The organism is Streptomyces hypolithicus (genome assembly GCF_052934925.1).
The window spans coordinates 2745671-2770801 of sequence record NZ_CM128811.1 but is presented as its reverse complement, the minus strand read 5'-3'; the positions used below and the strand labels follow the sequence as shown (position 1 = coordinate 2770801).

The window sequence follows — 25131 nt, the reverse complement described above, 5'->3', positions numbered from 1 at the left end:
CGTCCTCGAAGTCGCGGGCCATCAGCAGGTGGCGTCTGCCGGGCGTGCCCGTGCTGGATCGTCAACCGCAGCCACCGCAGGCGAGATGCCGCTTCTACGTTCGTCCGGCGCCGACCGGCAGGTGCCCGGCGCATCCGGTGTGCGTCCGGTCCGCCCCTGCAGCGCGACATCCGGCGTGCGGAATTCCCGAACAGTCCTAGGGCTGCCACTGGGTTGCTCCGAAACTGTTGGTGCCGTCGGAAGAGAGGAACGAAAAATGTCCCGACGCCATACGCTTCTCGGATTGCTCGTCGTGGTCATCTGGGGCGCAAATTTCGTAGTGATCGATACGGGGCTCGACTCCTTTCCGCCGCTGCTTTTCGCCGCGCTGCGCTTCACCTTCGTCGCCTTCCCCGCCGTGTTGTTCATCGGCCGGCCCGGCGCCCCGTGGAAGCTGGTGGCCCTGGTGGGGCTGCTTCAGGGAGCGGGTCAGTTCGGGCTGCTTTTCGTCGGAATGAATCTCGGCGTACCGCCCGGTTTGGCCTCGCTCATCCTCCAGGCGCAGGCCGGGTTCACCGTGCTCTTCGCCTTCCTGATGCTGCGCGAGAAGCCAAGCCGGATCGCGACGTCCGGGGTAATGGTGGGCGTGGCCGGTCTCGCGGTCATCGCGTTCGGCTCCGGCTCGTCGCCGGTCGGCGCCCTGCTCATCGTCGTCGCCGCCGGTGCCTGCTGGGCTGCCGCGAACGTCACCACCCGCATTGCCCAGCCCGACAGCGGGTTCCGCCTCACCATTTGGTCGGCGTTGGCCGCTCCAGTCCCGTTGGTACTGCTGTCTCTGGTCTTCGAGGGCCCCGCACGCGACGTCGACGCGCTCACACACCTCACCTGGCAGGGCGTCGGCGCCCTGGTTTTCACCGTGGTGCTGTCCACAATCGTCGCCTTCGGTATCTGGGCATCCCTGCTGAAGTCGAACCCGGCCGCGTCCGTCGGATCTCTCTCACTGCTGGTCCCCGTCGTCGGTGTTGCCGTCGCCTGGCTGGTACAGGACGAGGTCCCGACGCTCGCCGAAGCCGTGGGTGGCGCGCTCATCCTGCTCGGCGTCATCGCCGTTGTACGCCAGGACGCGGTCCGCGCCGTAGGGCGGCTCATTTTCCGCAACTCACCGCAACAGGAACAGCAAGAACAACAGTCGGAACACCCACCGCTGACACAGCCGGCGCCGCTGACGCAGCCGGCCCCGAAGGGATAATCATGACCGTTCGCACCGAACGCACGCTCGCAGTCGTCAAGGGACTTCGTGATGTCGGCTACGCCGCCGGAGACATCGACGACGTACTGGATACGCCTATGACCGGCACCTCCGAGTGGGACGCGTTCACCGCGTCCTGGGAGGACTTGGCGAGAGACCCGTTCATGGCGGATGGGGGCGACTACCGCCTGCGCCGCTACTCCGAGTTCGACTGCACGGCCGACGCCGTCCGGCTACGGCCACACCGGGCATACTCGCAGGCAAAGGAAATCAACCGCCTCAACGGCGGCGTTGAGCGGCTCTTCGAACCCTTCTCCGACCAGGTGGCTCACGGCTCTGTTACCTATGCGCTGCTCTCCTGGTGCGCACGACAGCTGGACGAGACAGAGGGCCGGGGATCGCAGACCTGGTTCGCCCAGGTCTTCCAGAACCGGATACTTGCCCGGTCGGGCGCGGTGGGCAAGCCCACCCCCGAGGGTGTGCACCGCGACGGTGTGGACTACGTGTTCACCGTGGTGATCGACCGTAAGCGCATCACAGGCGGCGTGAGTTCACTGTACGAGGCTCAGCCAGACGGGCGGCACGGCAAGCGGATCGTCAGCGTGGAGATGGCGCCGCCAGGCGGTTTCCTCTTCAACGATGACGAGCGGACGCTGCACGGCGTTACGCCCGTGGTGCCGCTCCCTGGTGAGACCGAGGGCTACCGCGACACCTTCATCGCAGTACTGAGCCGGCGCCCCTGACTTCGTTTCGGCAAAGCCGAATCCTGCGAACCCGCACCCCGGATCAAGCCGGGGCGAATCGCAGGCATCCGGACAAGCCGCACCTGAGCTGCCGGTCTCTTCGAACGTTCGTTGGCTGCGACGTCACGCCGGGCGAAAGTGATCATGTAGACGCCCCGGCAGGACGCCGGTACATGGCGTTGACCTGGAATGATGATCGAGGAGGACCTATGTCCACGCAGACGTTGGAGAGCCTGGCAGGTGGCCGGAGCATCACGGAGGCCGATATCGCGGCCGCCTTTCCGCTCGGGAGCCAAGCGCCTGATCTTGAGACGCGTTTCGCACTGTTGCGTCGACTGCACAGCTACTACCTGGCCTACATGGGCGGTCCGGAGACCTTCCAGGACGTGCCGCGGCTGAACGCTGACCCGCAGCTCGTCGCGGTTGAGGAGGCGTGGCGCCGTTGGGAGGACGCGCAGGTCGACGAGTCGCAACTACCGTCCACCGGGGCGGAGTTCCGCACCTGGTTCCTGGACATAGCCGAGCGCCATGTCCAGCCCGATTTCTGCCGCTACCTCGCCGAGGACGCCACACTCAACGAGATCGCTCTGTTCTTCATGGCGGAAGAACTGGTCGACAGCAAGTTCGACGATCTGATGGCAATGGTGCAGATCGGCACCGCGGGCGGCACCAAGCTCACCATCGCTGAGAACTACTGGGACGAGATGGGCGAGGGGAAGCTCGAGCAGATGCATACGCGCCTGTTCGAGCACTCCGCTCAGTACATGCGCAAGCAGCTCGCCGACCATTCCATCGATCTGGCCGAACTGCACTCCACCGAGGTGTACGAGAACGCCTGCCTGCTGTTGATGTACGGAATCCACCGCCACCTCGTGCCGCGCGCACTCGGCGCGATGGGCGTACTGGAGCAGAGCGCCTCACCGCGCTTCCAGGCGATGGTCGACGCCTGCGCCCGCCTCGGCGTTCCCGAGGACGTCATCGAGTACCAGCGCATCCACGTCGACGCCGATCACGGAGCCGAATGGTTCGACGGCGTGTTCGTGCCGCTCGTCGAGCGATCCCCGGAACTGCTCCGCGAGATCAGCATCGGTGTGGTCACCCGCATCCGGGTCGCCGACGCCTACTACAGCCGCATCTGGCAGCAGATGAAGGGTGTGCGCTAACGATGGCGACTCCCGCGATGGAGCGGACCGGCAGTGAGACCGATCCGCTGTTCAGACGGGGCCGGGTGACCATCCGTGACGAACGGGTGTTCATCGCCAAACTGGCTCTGTGTGCCGCGATCATAGCGGTCGGCATGGTGCTCGCTCTGTGGGACTTCTGGCCCGCAGTGGCGGCCGGTGTGCTGCTGCTGGGGGCGGCCTACACTCACGCGGTCGAACTCCAGCACCAATGTCTGCACCACTCGGCGTTCCGCCGCCCCGGGCCACACCGCTGGGTGGGGGTGGCCCGGGGCGCGCCGTTGCTCGTGTCGTACTCGCACTACCGCGTACGGCACCTGCAACACCACCGCTATCTCGGGACGCCGGAGGACACCGAGTTCTTCGGTTTCGACACTCGGCAGGGCGTCACCTGGAAGAGCATGCTGCGCGGGCTCTTCGACGTGGTGCGCCTGGGGCGTACGGGCTTGGAGATGTGGCATGCGGTGCGGGGCACCTGGGAATACGCGGACGGGCAGATCGCACCGAAGGCGAAGCAAGCCGTGGTCGGCGAGTACCGGCTACTGGGGGCTCTGGTGGCCCTTGCCGTCGTGCTGTGCGCCCTGGGCGAGCAGGACATCGTACTGAAGCTGTGGGTGCTGCCGTTGCTTGCAGCCTTGCCGATGCACTTCCTGGTGGAGCTGCCGGAGCATCTGCTGTGCGAGACCGAGAGCCGGGATGTGCTGCGCAATACCCGCTCGATCCAAGGTAGCCGGCTCAGTTCCTGGTTCACGAACGGCAACAACTTCCATGTCGAGCACCACGCCGCGATGACCGTACCGATCAACCGGCTGCGTGAGCGCCATGGTGAGGTGCAGCGTCGCGGCGCCTATGTGCTGCGCAGCTACCCGACCTTCTACTGGTCGGTGGTGAAGGAAATGCGCTCCTCCAAAACCGAGGCAGTGTGAGCGTGGAAGCCGACGCCTTTTACCACGAGGGAAGTCGACGGCTGCAGCGGCAGTTGGGCACCGAGCCGCTGGCGACGCACATCGCCGAGCGGTATGTCGAGGACCGGCTGAGCGACGAGCACATCGGGTGGGTCCGTTCGGCCGATGCGGTCTATCTGGCCACGGTGGATCCGTCGGGCCGCCCGGAGTGCTCGTACAAAGGAGGGCTACCCGGCTTCGTCCGGGTAGCCGACCCCAGCACGCTGGAGATCCCCAGCTACGACGGCAACGGTATGTACCGGACCTTGGGCAATGCCCTGGCCGCGCCCGCGATAGGCATGCTTTTCCTGTTGCCTGAGCTGCCGGCGAAGCTGCGGGCCAACGGTGACTGCGAGCTGCTGACCGATCCTGTGTCTCTGGCCCCGCACACCGGAGCAGAAGCGGTCTTGCGGGTGCGGATCAGGGAGGTCTTCGAGAACTGTCCTCGTTATATGCACGACCGGGCATCAGGTACGCACTCCGAGCACTGCCCCCGGCCCGGACACCGGCCTCCGGATCCGGACTGGAAGCGTAAGCCCGAGTACGACAGGCTCCTGCGACACCGTGCCTGACCTGCTCTGATGTTACTGTCAGCCCCCACGCGGTGATGGGGGCCGGTTGCCATATGACCAATATTTCAGTTCTACGAACGCTGCAGGAACTACGGCGGCTCGGTTCGGTGCATGCGGTGGCGCAGGCCATGCACCTGGCGCCCTCATCCGTGTCCCAGCGCATCAAGGGGCTCGGCGAGGAATACGGTGTTCCGCTCTTCGAACGCAGCGGCCGGGGAGGCCGGTTGACCGAGGAAGGTGAAGCTGTGGCGGAGCTCGCAGAGAAGATCACAAGCCTGTGGGAACGCGGCTTGGTCAACATCAAGAGCGGGGGAACACAGGCGCCTCGCCGTACAGTGAGAATCGGCGCCTTCCCCTCTGCGCTGACCGGTTGCGTATTGCCGGCCGCGGAACGGCTGCGCGGGCAGGGCCAGTTCCAGGTGGAACTGCTTGAAGTGGATCCGCGCGGGGCGGCCAGCCAAGTGGAACATGCCGAGTTGGACATCGTGGTCACGCTCGGCGAGATACTCGATGCGGATCAGTCGCTGGATCCACGCCTGACCGTCCGAGAACTGTGGCGGGAGCCGTTCGCGCTGGTCCTCCCGCGGGCGTTCGAGGCGACCAGGGACTCGCCGTCGTCCATTCGTAGCTACTCAGACGTGCCATGGGTGCTGCCGCGGCGCGGTTCGGCCTGCGACCTCATGGTCGGTCGGCACCTTGCCCGGCTGGGCATCAGGCCCCGGGTGACTGGACGATCGGACGACTGGTCGCTAGTGCAGCGCATGGCCTGCGCAACGCAAGCCGTCGCTCTGGTTCCAGTGACCTCCGTCGAATGGGAACGCGGAGACGTACGAGTCGTTCAAGTGCGGAGAGCTGAACTGCTGGAGCGCACCGTGGTGGTACTGGAGTCGGTGGAGTCGGCAGGCTCGCGGTGGCTACCTGCGGTACGTGCCGAACTGGCCTGCGCCGCCGCGACGTTGACAGAGCAGGTGCGGGACAGGCTGCCGGCCATTGCGGGCTGAGCGGCGCTGGACCTAATGGCCGCCCATCGTTCCGGAAGAGGCACGGTCTGCCCGACGTGTGGGCCGCGTATGGATCCCCGCTGCTTCACACGTTCCGACCAGGCGATGTGTTCCGGGGGCTGTCGAACCGGTTGGTGAAGCTTCCCCTTGATCGTGGACACCTGGAGACTGGGATCTGAGTGGTTCCAGAGGAAGTAGTGCCAGGTGGGAAGCAAGTACACGAAGCGGTACTCGGACGAGTATGAGGTGACCCCCGGAGTGTGGACACAGGGGTTCATGCTGCGAGTGAGAGTTTAGCTGTCCTGTGGTGCTGCTGTTCGAACTCCATTGGAGAGAGGTAGTCGAGCGCGCTGTGGCGTCGGCAGGCGTTGTAGTAGGTGAGCCACTGGAAGATCTCCAGCCTGGCCTGTCGCATCGTCACGAGCAGCTTCCCGTGCATTGCTTCTCGCTTCAGTCCCTGCCAGAAGCTCTCGGCCAGGGCGTTGTCATAGCTCGAGCCGACCCTTCCCATGCTCCTGCGGATGCCGTGCCGGTCACAGACCTGCGCGAACGCGGCCGACGTATATTGCGATCCGCGGTCCGCGTGGAAGATCACCCCGGTGACGTCACCGCCGCGGGCTGCGACCGCGGCCTGGAGCGCGTCGATGACGAGCCCGGCCCGCATGTGCGGGGCCATCGAGTAGCCGAGCACCCGGCGCGAGCGGATGTCGATGACGCAGGCGAGATAGAGCCACGCGGCTCCGACCTGCACGTATGTGATGTCGCCGCACCACTTCTCGTCCAGAGTGACAGCGGTGAAGTCCCGCTGAACCAGGTCCGCCACCGGCGGCGCGAGCCGGTCAGGGACCGTGGTGCGCTTCTTCTTCCGCAGGTGGCGGCCGGTGATGCCGTGCTTGCGCATCAGCCTGGCCACCCGCTTGCGGTTGACAATGTGGCCGAAACCGCGCAGTTCGGCATGGACTCGGAGCGCGCCATAGTTCCCGCGGTGTTCGGCATGGATCTCGCGGATCTCCTCGACCAGGGCATCCTCGGTGGCCTGCCGGACGGCCCGCGTCTGGGCGCCGGCGATCCACCGGTAGTAGCCCGAGCGGGAGACTTCCAGTACCCGGCATATCCGCTTGATGCCGAACATCTCGGCGTGGGCGGAGATGAAGTCCCAAGCGGCAGTCTTCACTTCATCTCCCGGGCAAAATAGGCGGCTGCCCGTCGCAGGATCTCCCGCTCGAGCTGCCATTCCTTCTCCGCCTTGGCCAGCCTGGCGTTCTCCGCGCGCAGCAGGGCCAGCTCGGCCTCGGTGTCCTGCGACCCGCCGGAGGCGGCCGGACCGTCGTCGGCGTCACGCACCCAGGTCCGCAGCGTCTCGGGGTTGACGTTCAGATCGGCCGCGACGTCCCTGAACGTCCGCCTTCCCGCCGATGCCCGCCACAACGCGATCGCGTCGGACCGGAACTCCGCACTGTACTTCGAGGGCCTTGCCATGTGGATCTACACCTTCCTGGACCATCAAGATCCATTGTTAGGTGTGTCCACACCACGGGGGTCACCTCAGAACCACTCGCCACCGTCGAGGCGGACCGGATGGACCTGTGGGCAAGCCAGTTGAAGCTGGACGGCCACCGCCGGGGACGCAGGTGCGGTCGCCGGGGACGTCACCAGCCTCGAACTGACCTGGGAGCGGGTCCGGCACAGTACGGAGATCGGCTTGGCCGAGCGGATCTCCGGGCAGTTGCGTGAGCTGCGCGGGGCGGCCGATCGCAAGGACACTGCTCGGCCGTGAAGCTGGAGCCCCGGCTGACGGCCTCGCTCGCCGGTCAGTCCTGAGGTGCCGGGACCGTCTGCCCGAACAGCTCCGAGTGAGGGGCGCACCAGGCTCAGGGCGCCTCGTCAGCCCCGCCGCCGGGGCGGATCGCTGCAGAGCAGGTCATGGGCCGGAAAGCGGGTACCCGATGAAATCTATCCCCTCTACGCACAAGGAACTGTGCCCTTCGCGTGCCCCATCTGAGAGGAAGGTAAAGGGCGATTCGACGACCCGTAAGGCGAACTGGCCTGGGCAATAATGAAGCCCCGGGCCGCTGGCCTGGGGCTCTTGTATGGAGCGGGTGACGAGAATCGAACTCGCGCTCTGAGCTTGGGAATCCTGAGGAAGATCTAGCCGTAGCGCTCGTTGAGCTGCACGGATACCGCGTGGCCCGCAATCTGATCCGTGGACGTTGGCACTGCTGATTACCGTGGTTGTCCGTAGTACGTGGTGCGAAGGTGGTGCGGGGGAGACGATGGGAGGAAGGCGCCGACTCAGCAACATCGAACACCACTGCACGAATCGTGATCGGTACCGTAGATGGATGCTAGGTACCCCGGAAGGCCCTTGCGCGTTCCCCGATATGGGCCACTGACCTATCTTCTCAGTCCGTGTTGCGTTCGTGCTCTCGGTGTGAAGCTCATGGAAAAAGACCCCGCTGGATGGCGGGGCCTTCACGAAAGGCCAGCACGTGGGTCTGCCGGGCATGGGGGTCAGCCGCGAGGACCGTTCACGTCTTTGCTGCGGGGTCGATACTTGCGGAGCCGATACGGGTGCCGTCAGCGTTGTAGATGCCGACCATGGCGGGCTCGGTGCCCTTGTCGGGCCATGCGGCCCAGTCATCGATGAGTGCTGAGACGTCCTTCGTGCTTGGGGTGTCTTCGGCGGTGGTGACGAGATAGGTGTACGGCCGGTCACCGTCGACGGCATCGATGATGTGGGTGACGTTCAGAGCCAGGGGTGCTCCGTCTGCTGCGGCGGCATCGGTGAACCGCTTGGCTTCGTCCTGGTTGGCGGACTCGTCGCCGGGGGGCTGCGACGGGAGGGTGGCGGGGACGGAGACGTCGGGAGTGGGTTCGCTGGTGCAGGCGGTGGTCAGCAGCAGACCGGCAGCGACGGCGAGGAGTGTGATGCGTGCACGCATGGGGCCTCCGTGGTGTGCGGCGTATGGGTATGCCCCCGCACCGTAGTAGCCGGTGCGGGGGCAGCGCTGTGGGGGTGGTCAGATCACAGCCAAACGGCGTCGGCGCGGTCGTTCCAAGAGCCGGTGCCCCAACCGGGGTAGTCGTCGTCGTGGAGGCTCGAGTTGCAGGAGCCGAGGGCGGTGATGAGCTCGGGGTCGACCATGTTGTCGCGGTAGTCGACTATGCCCATCCCGCCGATCTCGTCGTTGTTGCAAGTCGAGGTGGTCTTGTCTCGGAAGTCGTACTGTCCGAGGGTCTTAGAGTGCGGTTCGCGCCGTGATGCCCGATTCGCGATGAGGTCTGGGTGAGGTGCCCTGCTCGGTGGGGTGGGCTGGTGCTCAGGGGCGGGGCTGGGTGAACAAGCCGGGCTCGGGCTCGGTGAGGATACCGCGGGTTACCAGGCGTTTCAGCTTGGAGCGGATGCCCTCGGTGTTCTTCGGCAGGATCGGAAGGTCGAGGGCCTCGCAGATGTCGCGGGCCCGCATCGGATGGCCGGTGTCGGCGAGGACCGTGAGGATCTGCTGGTAGGCGGGGTGTTCCGGCACCTCGGCGCGGGGTGGATCGTCGACCGGTGCCGGTGCCGGTGCCGGTGCCGGTGCGGGGAGGCTGAGGAGGGTCTTGCGGGTGATCTGCAGATTCTCGCTCTCGGTGTCGAACTCGCAGAGGCGGGCGGTGAGTTCGGCGATCTGGTCCCGGAGCCGTCCGGCCTGCTCGGAGACTTCGCTCATCCGGACCTCGACGTAGGCCAGTACGGCCTCGACCTGGAGGATCTCACTCACGCGCCCCTCCAGGAGGGGAGGGTGATGCCGGTGAGGCGGCGGGCCATGACCGACGTCATCGCCCAGAACACCCGCGAGCGGGAGGAGGCGAGCCGGTGTTCGTAGTCACGCACGAGACGGCGGTAGAACATCAAGATCCCGTTCGTCTGTTCCACGATCCACCGCTTGGCCTGCGGGACGAAGCCCTTCTCGGCCGGGTTGCGCTCGACGATCTCGACATCGATGCCGAGAGTCTTGCCGTGGTCGACGACGCTCTTCTTGAAGCCCTGGTCGACCAGGGCCTTGCGCACCGTGTCGGTCTGCGCGGCCACACCGTTCAGCAGGGCGATGCCGGCAGCGTTGTCGTGCGCGGACGCCGGCAGGGCGGCGGCCTCGACGACGAGGCCCAACACGTCCACGGCCAGGCATCTCTTCCTGCCCGGCACCTTTTTCGAAGCGTCCTTGCCCGTCGTGTCGGCCGGGACGCCGACGGCCGCGTGGATGCTCTGGGTGTCCAGGACCACCAGACTCGGGTCGGCTAATCGCTTCCGGCTCTCGCGCAGCTGCCAGCGCAGGAGGTCGTGAACGCTCTGGTCGGTGCCGTCGTCACGCCAGGCGGCGAAGTAGTAGTACGTCGCACTCTTCGGCGGCAGATCGTGCGGCAGGTACTCCCACTGACAGCCGGTGCGGTTCTGGTAGAGGATCGTGTTGACGATCTCCCGCATCGCGTATTTGCCCTGATGGCCGGTGGCCGAGGGGTGCTCGGCCTTCCAGGCGCTGATCACGGGCTCGATCAACTTCCACTGCTCGTCGGTGAGATCACTCGGGTACGGATTGCGACCACTCATCCCGCCACCCAAGCGAACCTCGAACGCCTGACCGGCAGAGATGCCCCAACGCCACCCCATCGAGCGACACCAAACCCGGCATTACAGTGCGAACCGCACTCTTAGTGCCGTCTGCGGACCACTGAAGCTTGCGGCCCCCCATGTCTTGGTGTTCGCCGACGCACACCCAGCCGTAGGAGCAGGCCATGACGGCGGCCGCCTCGACGCTACTGGCCATCGGGGCCTTGGCTGCTGGGGCCTTCGCTGCCGGGGCCTTGGCCGTCAGCATGGCGGAGCGACCCTTGGGGGCCTTCGGCAGGGCGCGGGGGTCCTTCTTGGCGTGGGCAGCCATGTCGGCCTGGGCCTGTGTGTCGTTGTCGAAGCACTTCACGGTGAGGTCGGGGTATTCGGAGCAGACCTTTGCGGTGCCCCAACCGTTGGCCAGGTCGATCTTCTTGCCCTTGTAGGTGGCGATGACGGGGCCCTTGCGTGCCTTGGCATCGCGGGCGCGGTCGGCCTTGTCCGCAGGGCCCGCGTTTTCGGTGGCGCGGGGAGTAGCAGTGCTGCCGGTGTCAGCGGTGGCGGTGGCGGTGGCGCTGAGGCCGAGAGCCGCGCCGAGGGCGAGGGCAGTGATCATTCTGGTCAGCTTCAAAGTGGTGTGATCCTCCGTTAGGTGTCGCGCTGAGGCCCACCCTAGATGATCTTGTGCAGATATGAAAAATGAGTGTGTGGCGTGCAACTGCACTGCCACACTGGAGCGTTGGATTGCACTGCATGTGTGGCTTATGTGTGAGCAACGACGGCCAGTCGGGCACTTAGGACTTGTCGGGGCGATCATGATGTTCGTTAGGGTGCGAGCGCGTCGAAGCGGAGCGACTCGCCGCCACGGGCTCCACCACGGTGGCTAGGAGTGCCGGACGGCTTCCGATTCTACGATCTTCGGCACACTGGGCACACGCTGTCGACGCGGTCCGGCGCCACGCTCAAGGGCACGATGGTTCGGGCCGGACAGTCGTCCGAAAGGGCGGCGCTCATCTATCAGCACTCGGACCGAGAGCGTCAGAAAGAGGTCGCGAGCGGGCTGGACAGGATGGTCCGCGCCGCCCGGAAGAAGCCCTCTGACCAGCCGGAAGAGGGGGCAGGTGGTGCGCAGGTGGTGCGCGACGCCTGAATCGGTCTAGACAACACAATGACCCAGGTCGGGGATCATGTCCCTGGCCTGGGCCTTTTTCTTTGGAGCGGGTGACGAGAATCGAACTCGCGCTCTGAGCTTGGGAAGCTCATGTTCTACCATTAAACTACACCCGCGTAATGGGTCGTTGACCTGCACCGCATCGTCGCACACTCTACCCCAACTCCCGCTCTTGTGGGTATTCGCCGTGCCGCGCGGGGTGGCGCCCTGTTCATCCCCTAATGTGGCTTCTCGTCCAGGCTTCGTTGGGGAAGGGACTTGATGGACTTGATGGAGCGCACCGTCGTCCGTTGTGCCGAAGGGCACGTTTTCAGTACCGCATCGTTTCCGTTGCAGCAGCTCGGACCCAGCCGGATCGGGCCGGGGAGGTTGTTGCGGTGTCCGCGGTGTGCGCGGTTGCGGCAGGCGGTGCCGGTGGTGGTGGAGCGGCGTTAGCGGTACGCGCCGGTAGGTGTTCGGCGGGTTTTCGGTAGGAGTTCAGTAGGAGCGGCAGGGGCGCGCGGGGCTGTCCGGTTGGGGCGGGCCCGCGCGCTCTGCGTATCCTCGGGACGTGCTTCTCTCAGACAAAGACATCCGGGCCGAGATCGACGCCGGACGCGTACGCATTGATCCGTACGACGAATCCATGGTGCAGCCCTCGAGCATCGATGTGCGGCTCGACCGCTACTTCCGGGTGTTCGAGAACCACCGATACCCCCACATCGATCCGGCCGTGGAACAGGCCGATCTGACGCGGCTGGTCGAGCCGGGGGGGGACGAGGCGTTCATCCTGCACCCCGGGGAGTTCGTGCTGGCGTCGACGTACGAGACGATCACGCTGCCGGACTACCTCGCCTCCCGGCTGGAGGGCAAGAGCTCGCTGGGGCGGCTGGGGTTGGTGACGCATTCGACTGCCGGGTTCATCGACCCGGGATTCTCCGGGCATGTGACGCTCGAGCTGTCGAATCTCGCGACGCTTCCGATCAAACTGTGGCCGGGGATGAAGATCGGGCAGCTGTGCATGTTCCAGCTGAGCTCGCCCACCGAGTTCCCGTACGGCTCCGAGCGGTACGGGTCGCGTTATCAGGGGCAGCGGGGGCCGACGGCCTCGCGATCCTTCCTCAATTTCCATCGGACACAGGTGTGATACCGGGCATGAGTGACGTACGAGAGAACCTGACGTACGAGGGGTTCGGCGTCGCCGTGCGCGAGCTCGCGCAGACCATCGCCGACGACGGGTACGAGCCCGACATCGTGCTCAGCATCGCCCGCGGTGGGGTCTTCGTGGCCGGCGGGCTCGCGTACGCCCTCGACGTCAAGAACATTCACCTCGTGAACGTCGAGTTCTACACCGGGGTCGGGACCACACTGGAGATGCCGGTGATGCTGGCGCCGGTGCCTGACGCGATCGACTTCAGCAACAAGAAAATCCTGATCACGGACGATGTCGCCGACACCGGCAAGACACTGAAGCTCGTGCACGACTTCTGCCTCGACCATGTGGCCGAGGTGCGCAGCGCCGTCGTTTACGAGAAGTCGCACTCGCTGGTGAAGTGCGAGTACGTGTGGAAGCGCACCGACGAGTGGATCAACTTCCCCTGGTCTGTTTTGCCTCCATGCCGTAAGTCTGGCACACCGGTCACTCCGTCGCGCGAGGCTCTGTAAGAAAGCCTTCTCAGCTGCGGTTTCCCGCACTCGGAGGCGGCGTGCTCGGCTTCTTCCGGTGCGGGGCGTTCCTCTCGCGTGCTCGCCGCGCCGCGCTCTACCCCCGGATCCCCAAGAGCCGACAGATGCTCGCAGCTCTCGGGCTCCGTCTGGGATGCTGGGTGCACCAGCGAGAGGGGCGGCGTTCATGCAGTGGAAGACCCATGGCGAACGACAGATCTACACGAATCCGTGGGTGAATCTGTGGTTGGTGGACGTCCAGCAACCGGACGGGCACAGGTGGGAACATCACGTCGTCCGGCTTCGCCAAGGCGCCCACCATTCCCGTTGAAGATCTCCGGGATCTGGCCGACAGCCTGGGCATCGAACTGCCCGAGTGATCGTCTCCCCCAGCACGGACGCCCCGGCTCCTCCTCGGAATCGGGGGCGTCCGTTGTAGATGGCCAGGCTGCTCTTGACGCGGCCTCAGGTCTCGTACTCTTCAGCCGTCTCGCTTTGTGACGTGGGGGATGTCAGGCGTGGCGCAACACTGTCCAGAACACCTGCTCGTGACGCGCGTACGGCGGCATCAACTCGATTGCTTGCGCCTAACTTCGAGTAGATTACGCTGACGTGCTCCTTCACGGTATGAGGGCTCAGCATCATCTGCGAGGCGATACCGCGATTGGTCATGCCTCGCCCGAGTAGCCGCAGCACATCCCGCTCCCGAGCAGTCAGTCCGTGAGGCACCGGGGCGTCTACGGCCACCTTCGTCATGGCGACGCCATCACTAGAACCGAGACTCTGTGCTGCCCCGTGACACAACGCCACGGCCCCTACTGCGGCTGTGCGCACTGCCTGGACCACCTGCCTGGCAGGAACGTTTTTCCTCAGTAAGCCGCGCGCTCCGGCGTGCAGTGCTGCGAATACGCTGCTTTGAGAGACGTGCTCGCTGAGCACCACCACCGACGTCCTGGGAAGATCCCGGCAAACAGCACTCAAGAGGGACAGGGCCCCCGGATCGTGTAGGTCGCCGGCCAGCAGCATCACCTGCGCCAGCGTGCATCCGGCAACGATTTGCGCCTCGGAAGATTTCAAGTCCAGTGAGACGGCCGTGACGCTATGAGGTCTGTGGTGCCGGTTGTCTGCGCTTGGCCGGGTCGTTGATCCAGGCCGTTTGGGGTATCTGGGGTGGTCGGGGGCGGCGGCCAAAGCGTTCGGGGTGTCGGGCGTATGCCTCGGCGAGGGTGACCGCGCGCTGATCGCGGACCTCCTCGGCGGTGCCGAAGTGCACGGAGGCGGGGGTGTGCCAGCCGATGCCGGAGTGCCGGTGCTCATGGTTGTAATACGCGATGAACGCGTCGAACCACTCGCGGGCATGGGCCAGCGAATCGAAGCGGTCGGGGTAGTCCGCCATGTACTTCGTGGTCTTGAAGTGGGCTTCGCTGTAGGGGTTGTCGTTGGAGACCTTCGGCCTCGAGTGCGACCGTGTGACGCCCAGATCGATCAGCAGTTGGGAGACTTTCTTGGAGGTCATCGAGGTGCCGCGGTCGGCGTGCACGGTCTCGGGCACGATCCCGTTGTGTGCGATGGTCTCGCGGATCAACTCCTCGGCCCGCTCCGCCGATTCGGCTCGCTCGACGGTGTGGCCGACGATGTACCGGCTGAAGATGTCGATGATCACGTAGGCGTGATACCAGACGCCCTTGACCGGTCCGGCCGCCTTGGTGATGTCCCAGGTGAACACCTGAGACGGGCCGGTGGCGACCAGCTCGGGCACCGCCTTTGCCGGGTGGGTGGCCTGGCGGCGGCGCTCGCCGGTCTGCCCCTTTTCGCGCAGGATCCGGTACATCGTTGAAACCGAGCAGTGGTAGCGCCCGGCATCCAGCTCGCGGGCCCAGATCTGCGCGGGCGCAAGCTCGGCGTACTCGTCGCTGTTCATCAACTCCAGTACCGCAGCCCGCTCTTCGACTGCCAGAGCCGAGGGCTGGACCTGCGGCGAGCGGGGCCTGCGCGGTGGTGGGGGCCGCAGCCGGCGGTAGTGGGTGGCCCTCGATCGGCCGGTCAGCCGGCACGCCGCCGTGATGCCCAACTCTGCCTCGACGCCGCTGAATGCGTCGTCGCCCACCGGGTCGGCGTCAGACTTCAGTCCGCGCTCTCGGAGATCATTTCCAAGAGCGCGGAAGCTTTTCCCATGACTTCCAGCGCGGCCTTGTTCCGGGCCAGTTCCTTCTCCAGCCGTTCCACCTGGCGGCGCAGTTTCTCGTTCTCCGCCTCGGCGGCCGGCTTCTTCGGCCGGGCCGGGCTGGTGCGCTTGTCGACCAGCTTCTCCAGGGCCCCGGCGTCCCGCGCGGCCCGCCACTCGGTGACGTGTGAGTGGTACAGGCGCTCGCGGCGCAGGACCGCACCCTTCTCGTTCTTGGGCGCGGCGTCGTACTCGGCCACGATCCGCAGCTTGTACTCGGGGCTGAAGGAGCGGCGCTTCGGCCTGGGGGCCGGATCGGATCCGGCGGGGTTGGTGCTGGTCATGAAGGGGGGTTCTCCTGTCGGTGCCCTCTAAGGCTAACCCGTCGAAGCGGGACGTCTCACCCAAGGCTGACAGAGAGGGCCTGGTCGACGGCGCCCATCGCAACGACATTGATGTCGGTCTCAGCGTCAAGAGCGCTGCGCAGCTGAGAGCAAGAGCCTTCCGAGTCGTCGACGATCACTGTGTGTATCAACATGGCCCCCGATTGGTCATTTGGTGAGCATAGTTGAAGGTAAACGATCACCTAGTGGGGCGTATGGTCACAACTTGCTTATCTTGACAGCCACTTGGGGGGTGGTGGGTGTCCTGTCGGCCCGGCAAGATCGCTTACTGCCGCCGGTCGTCGGGCCTTCTGACTCAAGGCTCGATGCCGACTCATGGCGATCGCATCACAACACGGGGAGTACATAAGTGAAAAAGGCTCTAGTGGCGACAGGATTCGTCGGCGCGCTGGTATTGGGTGCGGCCGCGCCTGCCCTTGCCATCTCTGACAGCGCATCGACGAGGCTGCCGGGCACGTCGGCGCGCGTGCATGCCAACGCGTGGCAGTGCAACGCCTACGCAGACAAGTGCTCGTTCAAGACCTCGACCAAGACCAAGCGGGGCAGCAGCAGGTACAACGTGACCAAGATCACGAACGTGGCCACCGTCAAGGCGAACGGTTGGCAGGCCACCATCTCGCTGGCCCCCAGTGGGACGAGGGTAAGCGAGAACACCCGCCAGGTCAGCTGGACCAATAGGAACACCTGGATCTCAGACATCAGCGGTATCGCCGACCCTGGCGGTTCGTTCAACACCAGCATCACCACATGCTCCGACGGTGGTGCCTTCAAGTCCGGGGTCAAGGCGTTTGCTTCAGCCTGCGCCAACGACTGACCGATAAGCCGCTTAAGATGCGGGGCCACGCATTGCGCGTGGCCCCGCTTCGCGTGTGAGGAACTGCATGAAGCACACCGTCCTCGAACTGCGGCCCGGTCGGGGCCGTTTGATTGCCGCGGCATCCGCCTTGATTGCCGCGGGTGCGTTGGCTTTCGTCACCCTCAGCGGCGGGTCCGTGGATCGCCCTGAGCGGCCCGGTAGCGGGCTGGCTGAACAACTGAGCACCCTGCGTGGGGCGAACGATCTGGTCCGTGCCTCGTCTGCGGTTGTGGGTCGGGACCCTGCGCTATACCCCACCGCGTACCGGCGGATGGAGTCAGCCTTGACCTCGGAGGCCCGAAAGACGAAGGCGACGCCGCCCCCGATACGCCCGGCCGCTTTGGCGACTCTGGCTCGCACTGACGTCTTGGACACTCCTGCCTGGCGGGCCCACTACGTTTGCCTGGCGGTCAAAGACTCCAAGGGCGCTGACGCGGCTGACGTCTTGGAACGCGGCGGTCTGCGCAGCAAGGCCGAGAGTGAGGCCCTCTCCTACCTCCGTAAGCCCGATGCCGGTGACGATGCACTGACATCCCTGGCGACTCGAGCGGCGTTTCTACAGACTCTGACTTGTCTCGGCAAAGATGACGGCCTTCCTCGCGCCGCGTTGAGCACGCTCGCTCGAGATGCCGCTCGCACCGGCGAACCGGTACCGACGCTCTACGCCACCGATGCGTTGAAGGCTGCCGGGGTGAGGGCCCGACCCACCCGAGCCCTCCAGCGCGCGGACGTGCTCCACCAGGCCGACTGTAAGGGCATCGAGCCGATGCAGCGCGCTGCGCTGGCCCTTCTGAAACGAAGCATGCCGCAGGAGACTCGCGCCTGCCTTCTGCCGTCTCTCGACGATCCTGACGCCCAGACCCGCTGGCTGATTCGCCGGGCCCTCACCTCTCCCAAGGACGAGGCTTCCCTCCCCGCCCCTGTCGGCGGTTTCCAAGCCGATGGCCTGGTTGCCAAGTCCCCTGCGCAACTGGGCACCCTGACCGCGACGTACAACGCGGCACGCGCATTGACCGCCAGTGCTCAGGTGGAGAGTACTCCTGAATGGCTCAAGCAACGGCTTCAGCAGATGAGCTCGGACTCTGAACTCGACTCCTCAGACCGTGTATTGCTCGCAATGACTTGCCACCGCTTGGTTTTGAAGTGCGGTGCCCAAGCCGAGGACGGCAGAAAGGAGGCAGCCAGGCTGAAGGTGCCCACACGCCTGACTGACGAGAACCAGCGCAAGTGGTATGGCGCCATGGCAGCGCGGGCAGAATTCGGCCTTGGCTGCATCAGCACCACTGTTGAGCTGCCCAAGGACGGGCGCGCCTCCCTCTCGAAGCGCTCTCTCCGCGTCGTGGCGGTGCTAGCCGAAGCGGGCTGTGAGAAGGACGCCGCACGGCTCACCAAGGGGCGGGACCTGGTCGGCCAGGTGCGCACGGCTCTGCGCGACGGCGACCTGATAACTGCCTCCGATGCCTTCCAGGCCGCACTGGCCTCAGAACAGAGCATCCCGCAGTCCCTGTATGACGAGCTTCCTGCTCTGCTTGACCGCTACCGCACCGAAGAGGACCCGGATCTGCACTCCGCCACACCCGGGGGGCCGGCCTCTGCCCAGGCCACCATGGCGGCCTACTACACCCTCGCCTGACCAGCCACGTAGAAGGACACATAGCGCATGAGTACCGCATCCCCGCCCGCACTGGCCGCCAGCGGCCTGGCATTCAGCTACGCATCCGGCAGTGGACTGACGTCAGCCGACATCACTCTTCAGCCGGGAAGCATGGCAGCGGTGCAGGGGCCCTCTGGGTCTGGCAAAAGCACCTTGCTTGCGCTGCTCGGTTTGATCCTGTCACCGACCGCAGGCACCCTGCACATCACGGGGATCGACACCGGCGCCCTGGGCCCAGGCGATCGAGATCGACTGCGCCAACGCTCCATCGGCATCGTCTTGCAGGACCTGGGCCTGCTGCCGTTCCTCAACGCCTGGGAGAACGTTGCAGCGGCCTACGGCCCTCGACTGGCCCAGCACCGGCAAGCAGCACACACAATTCTCGACACCCTTGGGCTGGAGAAACTCGCCGGCTCGCCGGTCACTGAACTCTCCGGCGGCCAGCGCCAACGCATCGCCGTCGCCCGCGCAGCCGTCAAACAGCCAGCACTCATCCTGGCCGACGAACCCACCTCCGGCCTTGACCCCAAGGCCGCTAACGCGGTGATGGATGCCCTGCGTGCCAGCGCCGACCAAGGTGCCGCCGTACTACTGGTGACCCACGACACCGCAGTGGCGGGCGCCTGCGACCAGCGCTACATGCTCCACGACGGCGTGCTCGCGACGACCGTGGCATCGGCAGTCACGACTTCGGCCCAGCCGGGAGAGACCCGTACCACCGAAAAGGAGAACGGGCGATGAGCCGCTGGAGCCTCTACACCTGGAAGCGTGACGGGCGCTCACTGCGCAGGGCGCTGCCGACGCTCACTATCCTGGCCGCACTCCTCAGCGCGTCCGCCGGAGTCGCCGCAGGTGCCACCGAGACGATCGAGAGGGACGTCCTAAGTTCTGGAGGTCTCACCCAGATCGAACTTTCTTCCTTCGAGGGCGAGTCGTCGGTGCGTCCGCTCACGACCTCGGCGCTCCGCGACGCCGCCCAGGTTCCTGGGGTTAGTAAGGTAGTCGCCGACTACTCCTCCACGCTTTACGCCGCGGAAGAAGGGACGTACGACCTCACCAGTCACACGCTTTCCCCCGGCGCAGATCTGCCAGTGGTCAAGGGCAAGGTGCCCACGCAATTGCGTCAGAACCAGGTGGTCCTTCCGGCTAGCGCCCAGGGCACCGACTTCACCTCATTGCTCGGTAAGCCCGTCACCTTCGGTTACACCAAGGCCACCGGCGCGGATTCCGGCACCACCGCCGAAATCAAGTTGGAGATCGTTGCCCTGTACGACCCAAGCTGGCAAGTGGACGGGCCGGGCGTCGCCTACCTGTCTGAAGAAACGGCCGCGCAATTGGCTGCGGCACGCGCCGGCCAGAAGCCTGACACCTTCCGGGCCAAGGACGGTGCGCAATCCGCCACCGTCGTGGTCGGCCACCAGAAGCAGGTGACCGCTGCCACCAAGGCCCTTCAGGACGACGGGTTCTCCGCTTCCCCAGTGTCCGATCGTGTGCGGCAGCTGCCAGGTCTGTTCGGTGCCGCAGACGCAGCCATGCGTATCGGCGTCGTGGTCTTGGCCCTGGCCGCCATCGGGCTAGGCGCCGTCCGGGCTGCCGACAGTGCACGAGCCCGACTGAGTCAGTTCGCCATCCTGCGAATTCTCGGTTCGGGGCGGCCCGAACTTCGCCAGATTCTACTGGGCGAGGCTGTCCTGACCGGTGCAGTGGCAGGTCTGGTCGGGGTCCTCGTCGGCACCGGACTGTCCGCGCTTCTGGTGGGCCCGCTGAGTGACATGCTTGGATTGCCCATCTCACTGACCGATGCCCTGCCGGGGCCAGGCTGGGCTGCCGCCGCACTGCTGCTGCCTGTAATCGGCCTGGCCATCGGAACCCTGTTGGGCAGCCGTGAGGCGCTGCGCCGGGATCCCTACCTCACTGCCCGCGCACACAGCTAGAAGCCCAGTTGACCTGAAGAAGAAGAGGACCCCACCGTGCGAGTGGGGTCCTCTTTCGTTTCGGACTGATGGATACGACTGCCGGGAATTGGCGCACAGCCTGGCCCTGGCCCAGCTGCCGAAGACCTACTCCGCCGCCGCCCAGCTGTTCACCATCGGACGGCGCCGCATCCTTCGTCTCGCGAAGCACTGGCCCTGGCCCTGGCCCTGGCAAGCGTGATCACCGATGCCCTGGCACGGCTCGAATTCCTGCCGAACCCTGGCTGACCAGCAGCTTCCTCACTGGCGCTCGTTCGCTCTACGTCGCTTGGTGAGGTGACCCCCGGAGTGTGGACACAGGGGTTCATGCTGCGAGTGAGAGTTTAGCTGTCCTGTGGTGCTGCTGTTCGAACTCCATTGGAGAGAGGTAGTCGAGCGCGCTGTGGCGTCGGCAGGCGTTGTAGTAGGTGAGCCACTGGAAGATCTCCAGCCTGGCCTGTCGCATCGTCACGAACAGCTTCCCGTGCATTGCTTCTCGCTTCAGTCCCTGCCAGAAGCTCTCGGCCAGGGCGTTGTCATAGCTCGAGCCGACCCTTCCCATGCTCCTGCGGATGCCGTGCCGGTCACAGACCTGCGCGAACGCGGCCGACGTATATTGCGATCCGCGGTCCGCGTGGAAGATCACCCCGGTGACGTCACCGCCGCGGGCTGCGACCGCGGCCTGGAGCGCGTCGATGACGAGCCCGGCCCGCATGTGCGGGGCCATCGAGTAGCCGAGCACCCGGCGCGAGCGGATGTCGATGACGCAGGCGAGATAGAGCCACGCGGCTCCGACCTGCACGTATGTGATGTCGCCGCACCACTTCTCGTCCAGAGTGACAGCGGTGAAGTCCCGCTGAACCAGGTCCGCCACCGGCGGCGCGAGCCGGTCAGGGACCGTGGTGCGCTTCTTCTTCCGCAGGTGGCGGCCGGTGATGCCGTGCTTGCGCATCAGCCTGGCCACCCGCTTGCGGTTGACAATGTGGCCGAAACCGCGCAGTTCGGCATGGACTCGGAGCGCGCCATAGTTCCCGCGGTGTTCGGCATGGATCTCGCGGATCTCCTCGACCAGGGCATCTGAGGCGACCCCGGCGGTGTGGACACTCTGACAATGGATCTTGCAGATTCAAGGAAGGGTGTCCTGGTGGGACGGAAGTCTCCGTATCCGGCGGAGTTCAGGAACGATGCCGTCGCGCTGTACCGCGCGGCGGGTGGGAAGCGCGCGTATGCGGCGGTGGCGGCGGATGTTGGGGTGACCGGCGAGACGCTGCGCAGTTGGGTGCGCCAGGCCGATGAGCAGGCGGGCCGCGGCAACCGTGACGAGCCGGTCGCCGAGGGCAGGGATGAGGAACTGGCCCGGCTGCGGGCGGAGAACGGCCGGCTGCGCAGGGCGGAGAAGGAATGGGAACTCGAGCGGGAGCTCCTGCGCCGGGCGGCCCAGTATTTCGCGATGGAGATGAGGGCATGACCCTCCGCTGGGGCTTCATCTCCGACAACCGGGCCGACTTCGGCGTGCAGCGGATATGCCGGGTGCTTCAGGTCTCGCGCTCGGGCTTCTACCGGTGGATCGCCGACGCGAAGGCCCGCGAGGTGCGGCAGGCCGCCGACGATGCCCTGGCCGCGGAAATCCGCGAGATCCACACCGACCACAAGGGAACTTACGGAGTGCGGCGTGTCCATGCTGAGCTGCGGGGCTTCGGACACACGGTGAACCGCAAGCGCGTCGAGCGGCTCATGCGCAAGCACGGCCTGGAGGGCCTCCATCTGCGGCGCCGTAAACGCACCACGGTCCCGGACCGCCTCGCACCGCCTGCCGCGGACCTCGTCCAACGTGACTTCTCCGCCGGGCAGCTGGACGAGAAGTGGTGCGGTGACATCACATATGTGCAGGTCGGCGGGTCGTGGCTGTATCTCGCCTGCGTCCTGGACATCTGCTCACGCCGGGTGCTCGGCTACTCGATGGCCACCCATATGCGGGCCGAGCTGGTCATCGACGCCCTCAAGATGGCGGTGGCGGCCCGCGGCGGTCACGTGGACGGCGTGATCTTTCATGCGGACAGGGGCTCGCAGTACACCGCTGCCGCGTTCGCGCAGGTCTGCGACGGTTTCGGGATCCGCAGGAGCATGGGCCGGGTCGGCTCGAGTTACGACAACGCCCTCGCCGAGTCGTTCTGGCAGGGCCTCAAGAGGGAGACGATGCACCAGAGGCTGTTCTCGACGATGCGTCAGGCGAGGCTGGAGATCTTCCAGTGGCTGACCTACTACAACGCCCGCAGACGTCACAGTGCCCTCAACTACCTCTCACCGGTGGAGTTCGAACAGCAGCATCTGCGAGCAGCTAAACTCTCAATCGCGGCATGAGCCCCTGTGTCCACACTCCGGGGGACGCCTCAATGGTCCGTCCGTCGGCGGTGCCGAGATTCACGTCATTGGTGACGGTCGCGAACTCCAGCCGTGGGCGGTCGTCGAAGATCTCGATCAGCCGTTCCAGGTCGCGCGGCTGGCGGGCGAGCCGATCCAGGTCGTACGACACAACGCCGTCGATGAGTCCGGACCGAAGATCGTTCAGCATGAGCTCGAACTCGTCGCGCACGACGTTGCGCTTGAACGCGGATACGTCGTTGTCCTCGTAGACCTTGACCGGCTGCCAAGTACGCAGGTCTGCCAGTCGCTCGCAGTCTGTGCGCTGGCGGCCGACGCCGAGTGCATCGCCTTCGTCATCTCGTGAGATGCGGGTGTAGATCCCCACTTTGCGTGCCATGATCGGGGCCTCCCCTGCCTGCGACCTGGTGTTTCGGTACCGGGTAAGGCTACTACCCTCATTGACTTCATTTGCCTTGGAGTGTGGAGAAGCCTGTGGTGCGGCGAAGCGGGCAGGTGCTCGACGCGTAGGGCGCGACCCAGGACGCGGGAGGGCCCCGGCGCGGATGGGGTGTGGGTCGCGCCGGGGCCCGGTTGTGTTGGTGGGGCAGGTGGGTCAGATGGTGCCGAGCTTGATCAGGGACAGCAGGGCGATCAGCTGGATCGCCGACGCGCCCAGCGCCTTCGGCCACGGCAGGTCGTGCGACTTGCTCACCATCGAGGTGAACAGCGCCGCCGCGCCGAGCCAGGTCACCCAGCCGAGCACCTGGACCAGGCCGTTCTCGCCGCCGAGGAAGATCGCGAAGACCAGCCGCGGGGCGTCCGTCATCGACATGATCAGCATCGACAGGCCGACCGTCGGCTGCCACGAGCCGTCGCCGCCCAGCTGGCGGGCCAGGGTGTGCGTCACCGCGCCCAGGATCAGGCCGCAGATGACCACGGCGACGCCGGTCGTCAGGACGTACGGGATGGCGTTCGGCAGGGTCGCGTTGATGGTGTCCTCGCGGGCCTGGTCGAAACCGAAGATCGCCAGCAGGCCGTAGAGGAACGTCACGGCCAGGGCCGGGCCCCACACCGGGTAGTCGCGCATCTGCCAGAACGTCACCCCGGGGCGCAGCACGATGCCGCTCAGCAGCTGCTTCCAGTGCAGGCGGGGGCCGGTGGGCGGCGTGGCGGTGTTGCCGTCGCCGTACGGGTCCTCACCGATGCTGAACGCCGTGGTGTGACCCGGGTTGTTGTTGCTGGCGTACGGGTCGCCTCCGTGTCCCGGGTGGGGGTGGTGCGGGTCGCCGAAGTACTCGGGCTCGCCGTGCTGCCCTCCGTACTGCGGCGCCTGCGGCCACTGCTGCTGGCCGTACGGGGGCTGAGGCGATGCCTGCTGCCCGTACGGCTCCTGCTGCCGCTGCGGTTGTTGTTGCGGGGTGCGGTTGTCCCGGCCGCGTCCGATCCTGAATCCAGCCACGTAATCGAACGTACCTGGTCCGGATGGGCCGTATGCCGGGCCTGCCGCAACAGGCCCGGCTTTGCTGCCGAGCTGTGACATCCCTTAGGGGTGGCCGAGCGGGACGCGGAGGGGAGGCGCTTACGCTCTGTCAGCGGGCGACGACCCTCAACCAGAGATGTTCAGGCCCAGGACCGGCGTGCCGACTGACGAGATGCCGGTCGCCGTCAGGCCGATGCCCCGGCCCGTCGTGGAGATCTTGGTGCCGTCGGAGTTGAACGCCACCACGTAGCCGTCATTGGCGTTCTCCCACGCCGAGCCGACCGTCAGGTCCGCTTGCCGTCGCCGGTCGTGTCGGAGAGGAAGACCTCGCCGCCGAAGCCGTCGTCCTCCTCGCGCGCGCCGGGGACGCCCGGGGTGTCCTGGTCGATGGCCTGGCCGCCGGTGGCGGAGAAGCCGCCCGAGCTGCCGTAGAGGACCGTGACCATGCGGCGTCCTCGGTGCCCCCGAGGTCTTCGGTGGGCGCGCCGACAGCCAGGTCCTGGAGGCCGTCTCCGTTGATGTCGCCGAGGGAGAGCTCGTAGCCGAACATGTCTCCCTTCTCGGAGCCGCCCGGCACCCCGGGGCTGTCCTGGGTGATCGTGTCCTTGCCGCCGGTCGGGCCGCTCGCGGCGCCGTAGACGATCTCGACGGCGCCACCCGTGGAGATTCCGGCGCCGTCGTCCCAGGCGTTGCCGATGACGATGTCGCCGAAGCCGTCGCCGTTGGTGTCGCCGATGTCGGTGATGACGCCCGCGGGGAGCTTCCTGGCGCCGGTCGTGGTGATGCCGGAGGCGCTGCCGGGGAGGTAGTAGTTGGCGTTGTACGCGTACTCGCCGGTGCTGTCGCCCTCGAAGTCGGCGTACCGCTGCAGCTCCGTCGAGGCCTCGCCGTCGCCCGCCGGGAGTTCGTCCGCCGGCCCCGGCTCACGGCCTTGTCGGTGTACGTACCCGTCACCGCCACCCGCCGGCTCGAACCCGCCACCGCCGCCAGAGCGAAGCTGGTGCTGGGCGGACCGGCCGGCCCGGGGCGCGCAGGGCGGGGCGCCGCCGCGGGTGAAGGGGCCGCGCAGGTGGCTGAGGCGGCCGCCGCTCGCGGTCAACGTTGCGGTAAGGCAATCGACCGGTCCGGATCGGGACCCGGCCGACACGGAACGTACAGGAGCGGCCGGTCCTGCCCCCGAGGCAG

26 protein-coding genes, 1 tRNA gene and 3 pseudogenes are annotated in these 25131 nt (G+C 66.2%); 16 read left to right on the top strand and 14 right to left on the bottom strand.

Going from position 1 to position 25131, the window contains the following annotated elements:
* Positions 1–256 precede the first annotated feature (256 nt).
* The 6 genes from ACU6WZ_RS13030 (at position 257) to ACU6WZ_RS13005 (ending at position 5669) form a co-directional block, all read left to right on the top strand.
* Positions 257–1228: an EamA family transporter gene (locus tag ACU6WZ_RS13030; protein WP_447033490.1), complete on the top strand. Its 972-nt coding sequence runs from the start codon at positions 257–259 to the stop codon at positions 1226–1228.
* A 2-nt stretch (positions 1229–1230) separates the two neighbouring features.
* Complete coding sequence (locus ACU6WZ_RS13025; RefSeq protein WP_447033488.1) at positions 1231–1971, top strand: 2OG-Fe dioxygenase family protein; 741 nt, start codon at positions 1231–1233, stop codon at positions 1969–1971.
* Positions 1972–2180: 209 nt separating this feature from the next.
* Complete coding sequence (locus tag ACU6WZ_RS13020; RefSeq protein ID WP_447033486.1) at positions 2181–3134, top strand: iron-containing redox enzyme family protein; 954 nt, start codon at positions 2181–2183, stop codon at positions 3132–3134.
* A gap of 17 nt (positions 3135–3151) precedes the next feature.
* Positions 3152–4078: a fatty acid desaturase family protein gene (locus ACU6WZ_RS13015; RefSeq protein ID WP_447033485.1), complete on the top strand. Its 927-nt coding sequence runs from the start codon at positions 3152–3154 to the stop codon at positions 4076–4078.
* A gap of 2 nt (positions 4079–4080) precedes the next feature.
* Positions 4081–4668: a pyridoxamine 5'-phosphate oxidase family protein gene (locus tag ACU6WZ_RS13010; protein ID WP_447033484.1), complete on the top strand. Its 588-nt coding sequence runs from the start codon at positions 4081–4083 to the stop codon at positions 4666–4668.
* Between the two features lie 53 nt (positions 4669–4721).
* Positions 4722–5669, top strand: coding sequence for a LysR family transcriptional regulator (locus ACU6WZ_RS13005; protein ID WP_447033483.1), 948 nt, complete (start codon positions 4722–4724; stop codon positions 5667–5669).
* 274 nt (positions 5670–5943) lie between these two features.
* Here ACU6WZ_RS13005 and ACU6WZ_RS13000 read toward each other — a convergent pair.
* The 6 genes from ACU6WZ_RS13000 to ACU6WZ_RS12975 form a co-directional block, all read right to left on the bottom strand.
* Positions 5944–7148 (bottom strand): IS3 family transposase gene (locus ACU6WZ_RS13000; protein WP_447033482.1). Its coding sequence is split into 2 segments (ribosomal slippage): positions 5944–6908 and positions 6908–7148, totalling 1206 coding nucleotides; the frame shifts between segments, so codons are not numbered across the junction.
* 1049 nt (positions 7149–8197) lie between these two features.
* Positions 8198–8611, bottom strand: coding sequence for a hypothetical protein (locus tag ACU6WZ_RS12995; RefSeq protein ID WP_447033481.1), 414 nt, complete (start codon positions 8609–8611; stop codon positions 8198–8200).
* Positions 8612–8694: 83 nt separating this feature from the next.
* Positions 8695–8841 carry a hypothetical protein gene (locus ACU6WZ_RS12990; protein WP_447033480.1) on the bottom strand — a complete coding sequence of 49 codons (147 nt, stop codon included), beginning with the start codon at positions 8839–8841 and terminating at the stop codon, positions 8695–8697.
* A 148-nt stretch (positions 8842–8989) separates the two neighbouring features.
* The gene (locus tag ACU6WZ_RS12985) at positions 8990–9430 is read right to left on the bottom strand and encodes a hypothetical protein (protein WP_447033479.1); all 441 of its coding nucleotides are present in this window, start codon (positions 9428–9430) and stop codon (positions 8990–8992) included.
* Positions 9427–10257 carry an IS5 family transposase gene (locus ACU6WZ_RS12980; protein ID WP_447029762.1) on the bottom strand — a complete coding sequence of 277 codons (831 nt, stop codon included), beginning with the start codon at positions 10255–10257 and terminating at the stop codon, positions 9427–9429. The genes ACU6WZ_RS12985 and ACU6WZ_RS12980 overlap by 4 nt, the downstream gene beginning before the upstream one ends.
* Positions 10229–10873 carry a hypothetical protein gene (locus ACU6WZ_RS12975; RefSeq protein WP_447033478.1) on the bottom strand — a complete coding sequence of 215 codons (645 nt, stop codon included), beginning with the start codon at positions 10871–10873 and terminating at the stop codon, positions 10229–10231. Before ACU6WZ_RS12975 ends, ACU6WZ_RS12980 begins: the two co-directional genes overlap by 29 nt.
* A 267-nt stretch (positions 10874–11140) precedes the next feature.
* Between ACU6WZ_RS12975 and ACU6WZ_RS12970 the strand changes: the two are divergent.
* Positions 11141–11407 (top strand): annotated as a pseudogene (locus ACU6WZ_RS12970) (tyrosine-type recombinase/integrase); the annotation flags it as partial.
* A 63-nt stretch (positions 11408–11470) separates the two neighbouring features.
* Here ACU6WZ_RS12970 and ACU6WZ_RS12965 read toward each other — a convergent pair.
* Positions 11471–11544, bottom strand: a tRNA-Gly gene (locus tag ACU6WZ_RS12965).
* 434 nt (positions 11545–11978) lie between these two features.
* Here ACU6WZ_RS12965 and dcd point away from each other — a divergent pair.
* From dcd to ACU6WZ_RS12950, 3 genes and pseudogenes are all read left to right on the top strand, one after another.
* Positions 11979–12554 (top strand): dCTP deaminase, encoded by a 576-nt coding sequence (gene dcd / locus ACU6WZ_RS12960; RefSeq protein WP_447033476.1) that lies wholly within the window; start codon positions 11979–11981, stop codon positions 12552–12554.
* An 8-nt stretch (positions 12555–12562) separates the two neighbouring features.
* Positions 12563–13072 (top strand): phosphoribosyltransferase, encoded by a 510-nt coding sequence (locus ACU6WZ_RS12955; protein WP_447033475.1) that lies wholly within the window; start codon positions 12563–12565, stop codon positions 13070–13072.
* A gap of 187 nt (positions 13073–13259) precedes the next feature.
* Positions 13260–13379: pseudogene (locus tag ACU6WZ_RS12950) on the top strand (NUDIX hydrolase); the annotation flags it as partial.
* 158 nt (positions 13380–13537) lie between these two features.
* Here the strand turns inward: ACU6WZ_RS12950 and ACU6WZ_RS12945 are convergent.
* From ACU6WZ_RS12945 to ACU6WZ_RS12935, 3 genes are all read right to left on the bottom strand, one after another.
* Positions 13538–13828, bottom strand: a complete 291-nt coding sequence (locus ACU6WZ_RS12945) for a response regulator transcription factor (RefSeq protein WP_447034011.1) — start codon at positions 13826–13828, stop codon at positions 13538–13540.
* Positions 13829–14171: 343 nt separating this feature from the next.
* Positions 14172–15179, bottom strand: a complete 1008-nt coding sequence (locus ACU6WZ_RS12940; RefSeq protein ID WP_447033474.1) for an IS3 family transposase — start codon at positions 15177–15179, stop codon at positions 14172–14174.
* Positions 15180–15196: 17 nt separating this feature from the next.
* Positions 15197–15580, bottom strand: a complete 384-nt coding sequence (locus ACU6WZ_RS12935) for a transposase (RefSeq protein ID WP_447028573.1) — start codon at positions 15578–15580, stop codon at positions 15197–15199.
* A 424-nt stretch (positions 15581–16004) separates the two neighbouring features.
* Here ACU6WZ_RS12935 and ACU6WZ_RS12930 point away from each other — a divergent pair, with 424 nt between their 5' ends.
* The 5 genes from ACU6WZ_RS12930 to ACU6WZ_RS12910 all read left to right on the top strand — a co-directional run bounded on the left by ACU6WZ_RS12930 (position 16005) and on the right by ACU6WZ_RS12910 (position 20304).
* Positions 16005–16454 (top strand): hypothetical protein, encoded by a 450-nt coding sequence (locus ACU6WZ_RS12930; RefSeq protein WP_447033473.1) that lies wholly within the window; start codon positions 16005–16007, stop codon positions 16452–16454.
* Positions 16455–16521: 67 nt separating this feature from the next.
* The gene (locus ACU6WZ_RS12925) at positions 16522–18129 is read left to right on the top strand and encodes a hypothetical protein (protein ID WP_447033472.1); all 1608 of its coding nucleotides are present in this window, start codon (positions 16522–16524) and stop codon (positions 18127–18129) included.
* Between the two features lie 27 nt (positions 18130–18156).
* On the top strand, positions 18157–18891 hold the full coding sequence (locus ACU6WZ_RS12920) for an ABC transporter ATP-binding protein (RefSeq protein WP_447033471.1): 735 nt from the start codon (positions 18157–18159) through the stop codon (positions 18889–18891).
* On the top strand, positions 18888–20084 hold the full coding sequence (locus tag ACU6WZ_RS12915) for an ABC transporter permease (RefSeq protein ID WP_447033470.1): 1197 nt from the start codon (positions 18888–18890) through the stop codon (positions 20082–20084). Before ACU6WZ_RS12920 ends, ACU6WZ_RS12915 begins: the two co-directional genes overlap by 4 nt.
* Before the next feature lie 88 nt (positions 20085–20172).
* Positions 20173–20304: a hypothetical protein gene (locus ACU6WZ_RS12910; RefSeq protein ID WP_447034351.1), complete on the top strand. Its 132-nt coding sequence runs from the start codon at positions 20173–20175 to the stop codon at positions 20302–20304.
* 123 nt (positions 20305–20427) lie between these two features.
* Here ACU6WZ_RS12910 and ACU6WZ_RS12905 read toward each other — a convergent pair.
* Positions 20428–21177, bottom strand: a pseudogene (locus ACU6WZ_RS12905) (IS3 family transposase); the annotation flags it as partial.
* 69 nt (positions 21178–21246) lie between these two features.
* On the opposite strand from ACU6WZ_RS12905, the gene ACU6WZ_RS12900 reads away from it, so the two are divergent.
* A protein-coding gene (locus tag ACU6WZ_RS12900; RefSeq protein WP_447031573.1) for an IS3 family transposase occupies positions 21247–22463 on the top strand; the annotation gives its coding sequence in 2 pieces (ribosomal slippage) (positions 21247–21499 and positions 21499–22463; 1218 coding nt in all).
* Here ACU6WZ_RS12900 and ACU6WZ_RS12895 read toward each other — a convergent pair.
* The 3 genes from ACU6WZ_RS12895 to ACU6WZ_RS12885 form a co-directional block, all read right to left on the bottom strand.
* Positions 22441–22863 (bottom strand): recombinase family protein, encoded by a 423-nt coding sequence (locus ACU6WZ_RS12895; protein WP_447033469.1) that lies wholly within the window; start codon positions 22861–22863, stop codon positions 22441–22443. The genes ACU6WZ_RS12900 and ACU6WZ_RS12895 overlap by 23 nt on opposite strands.
* Before the next feature lie 216 nt (positions 22864–23079).
* On the bottom strand, positions 23080–23925 hold the full coding sequence (locus tag ACU6WZ_RS12890) for a Yip1 family protein (RefSeq protein ID WP_447033468.1): 846 nt from the start codon (positions 23923–23925) through the stop codon (positions 23080–23082).
* Positions 23926–24199: 274 nt separating this feature from the next.
* A complete protein-coding gene (locus ACU6WZ_RS12885) occupies positions 24200–25045 on the bottom strand; it encodes an FG-GAP repeat protein (RefSeq protein WP_447033467.1) in 846 nt (281 codons plus the stop codon).
* Positions 25046–25131: the final 86 nt, after the last annotated feature.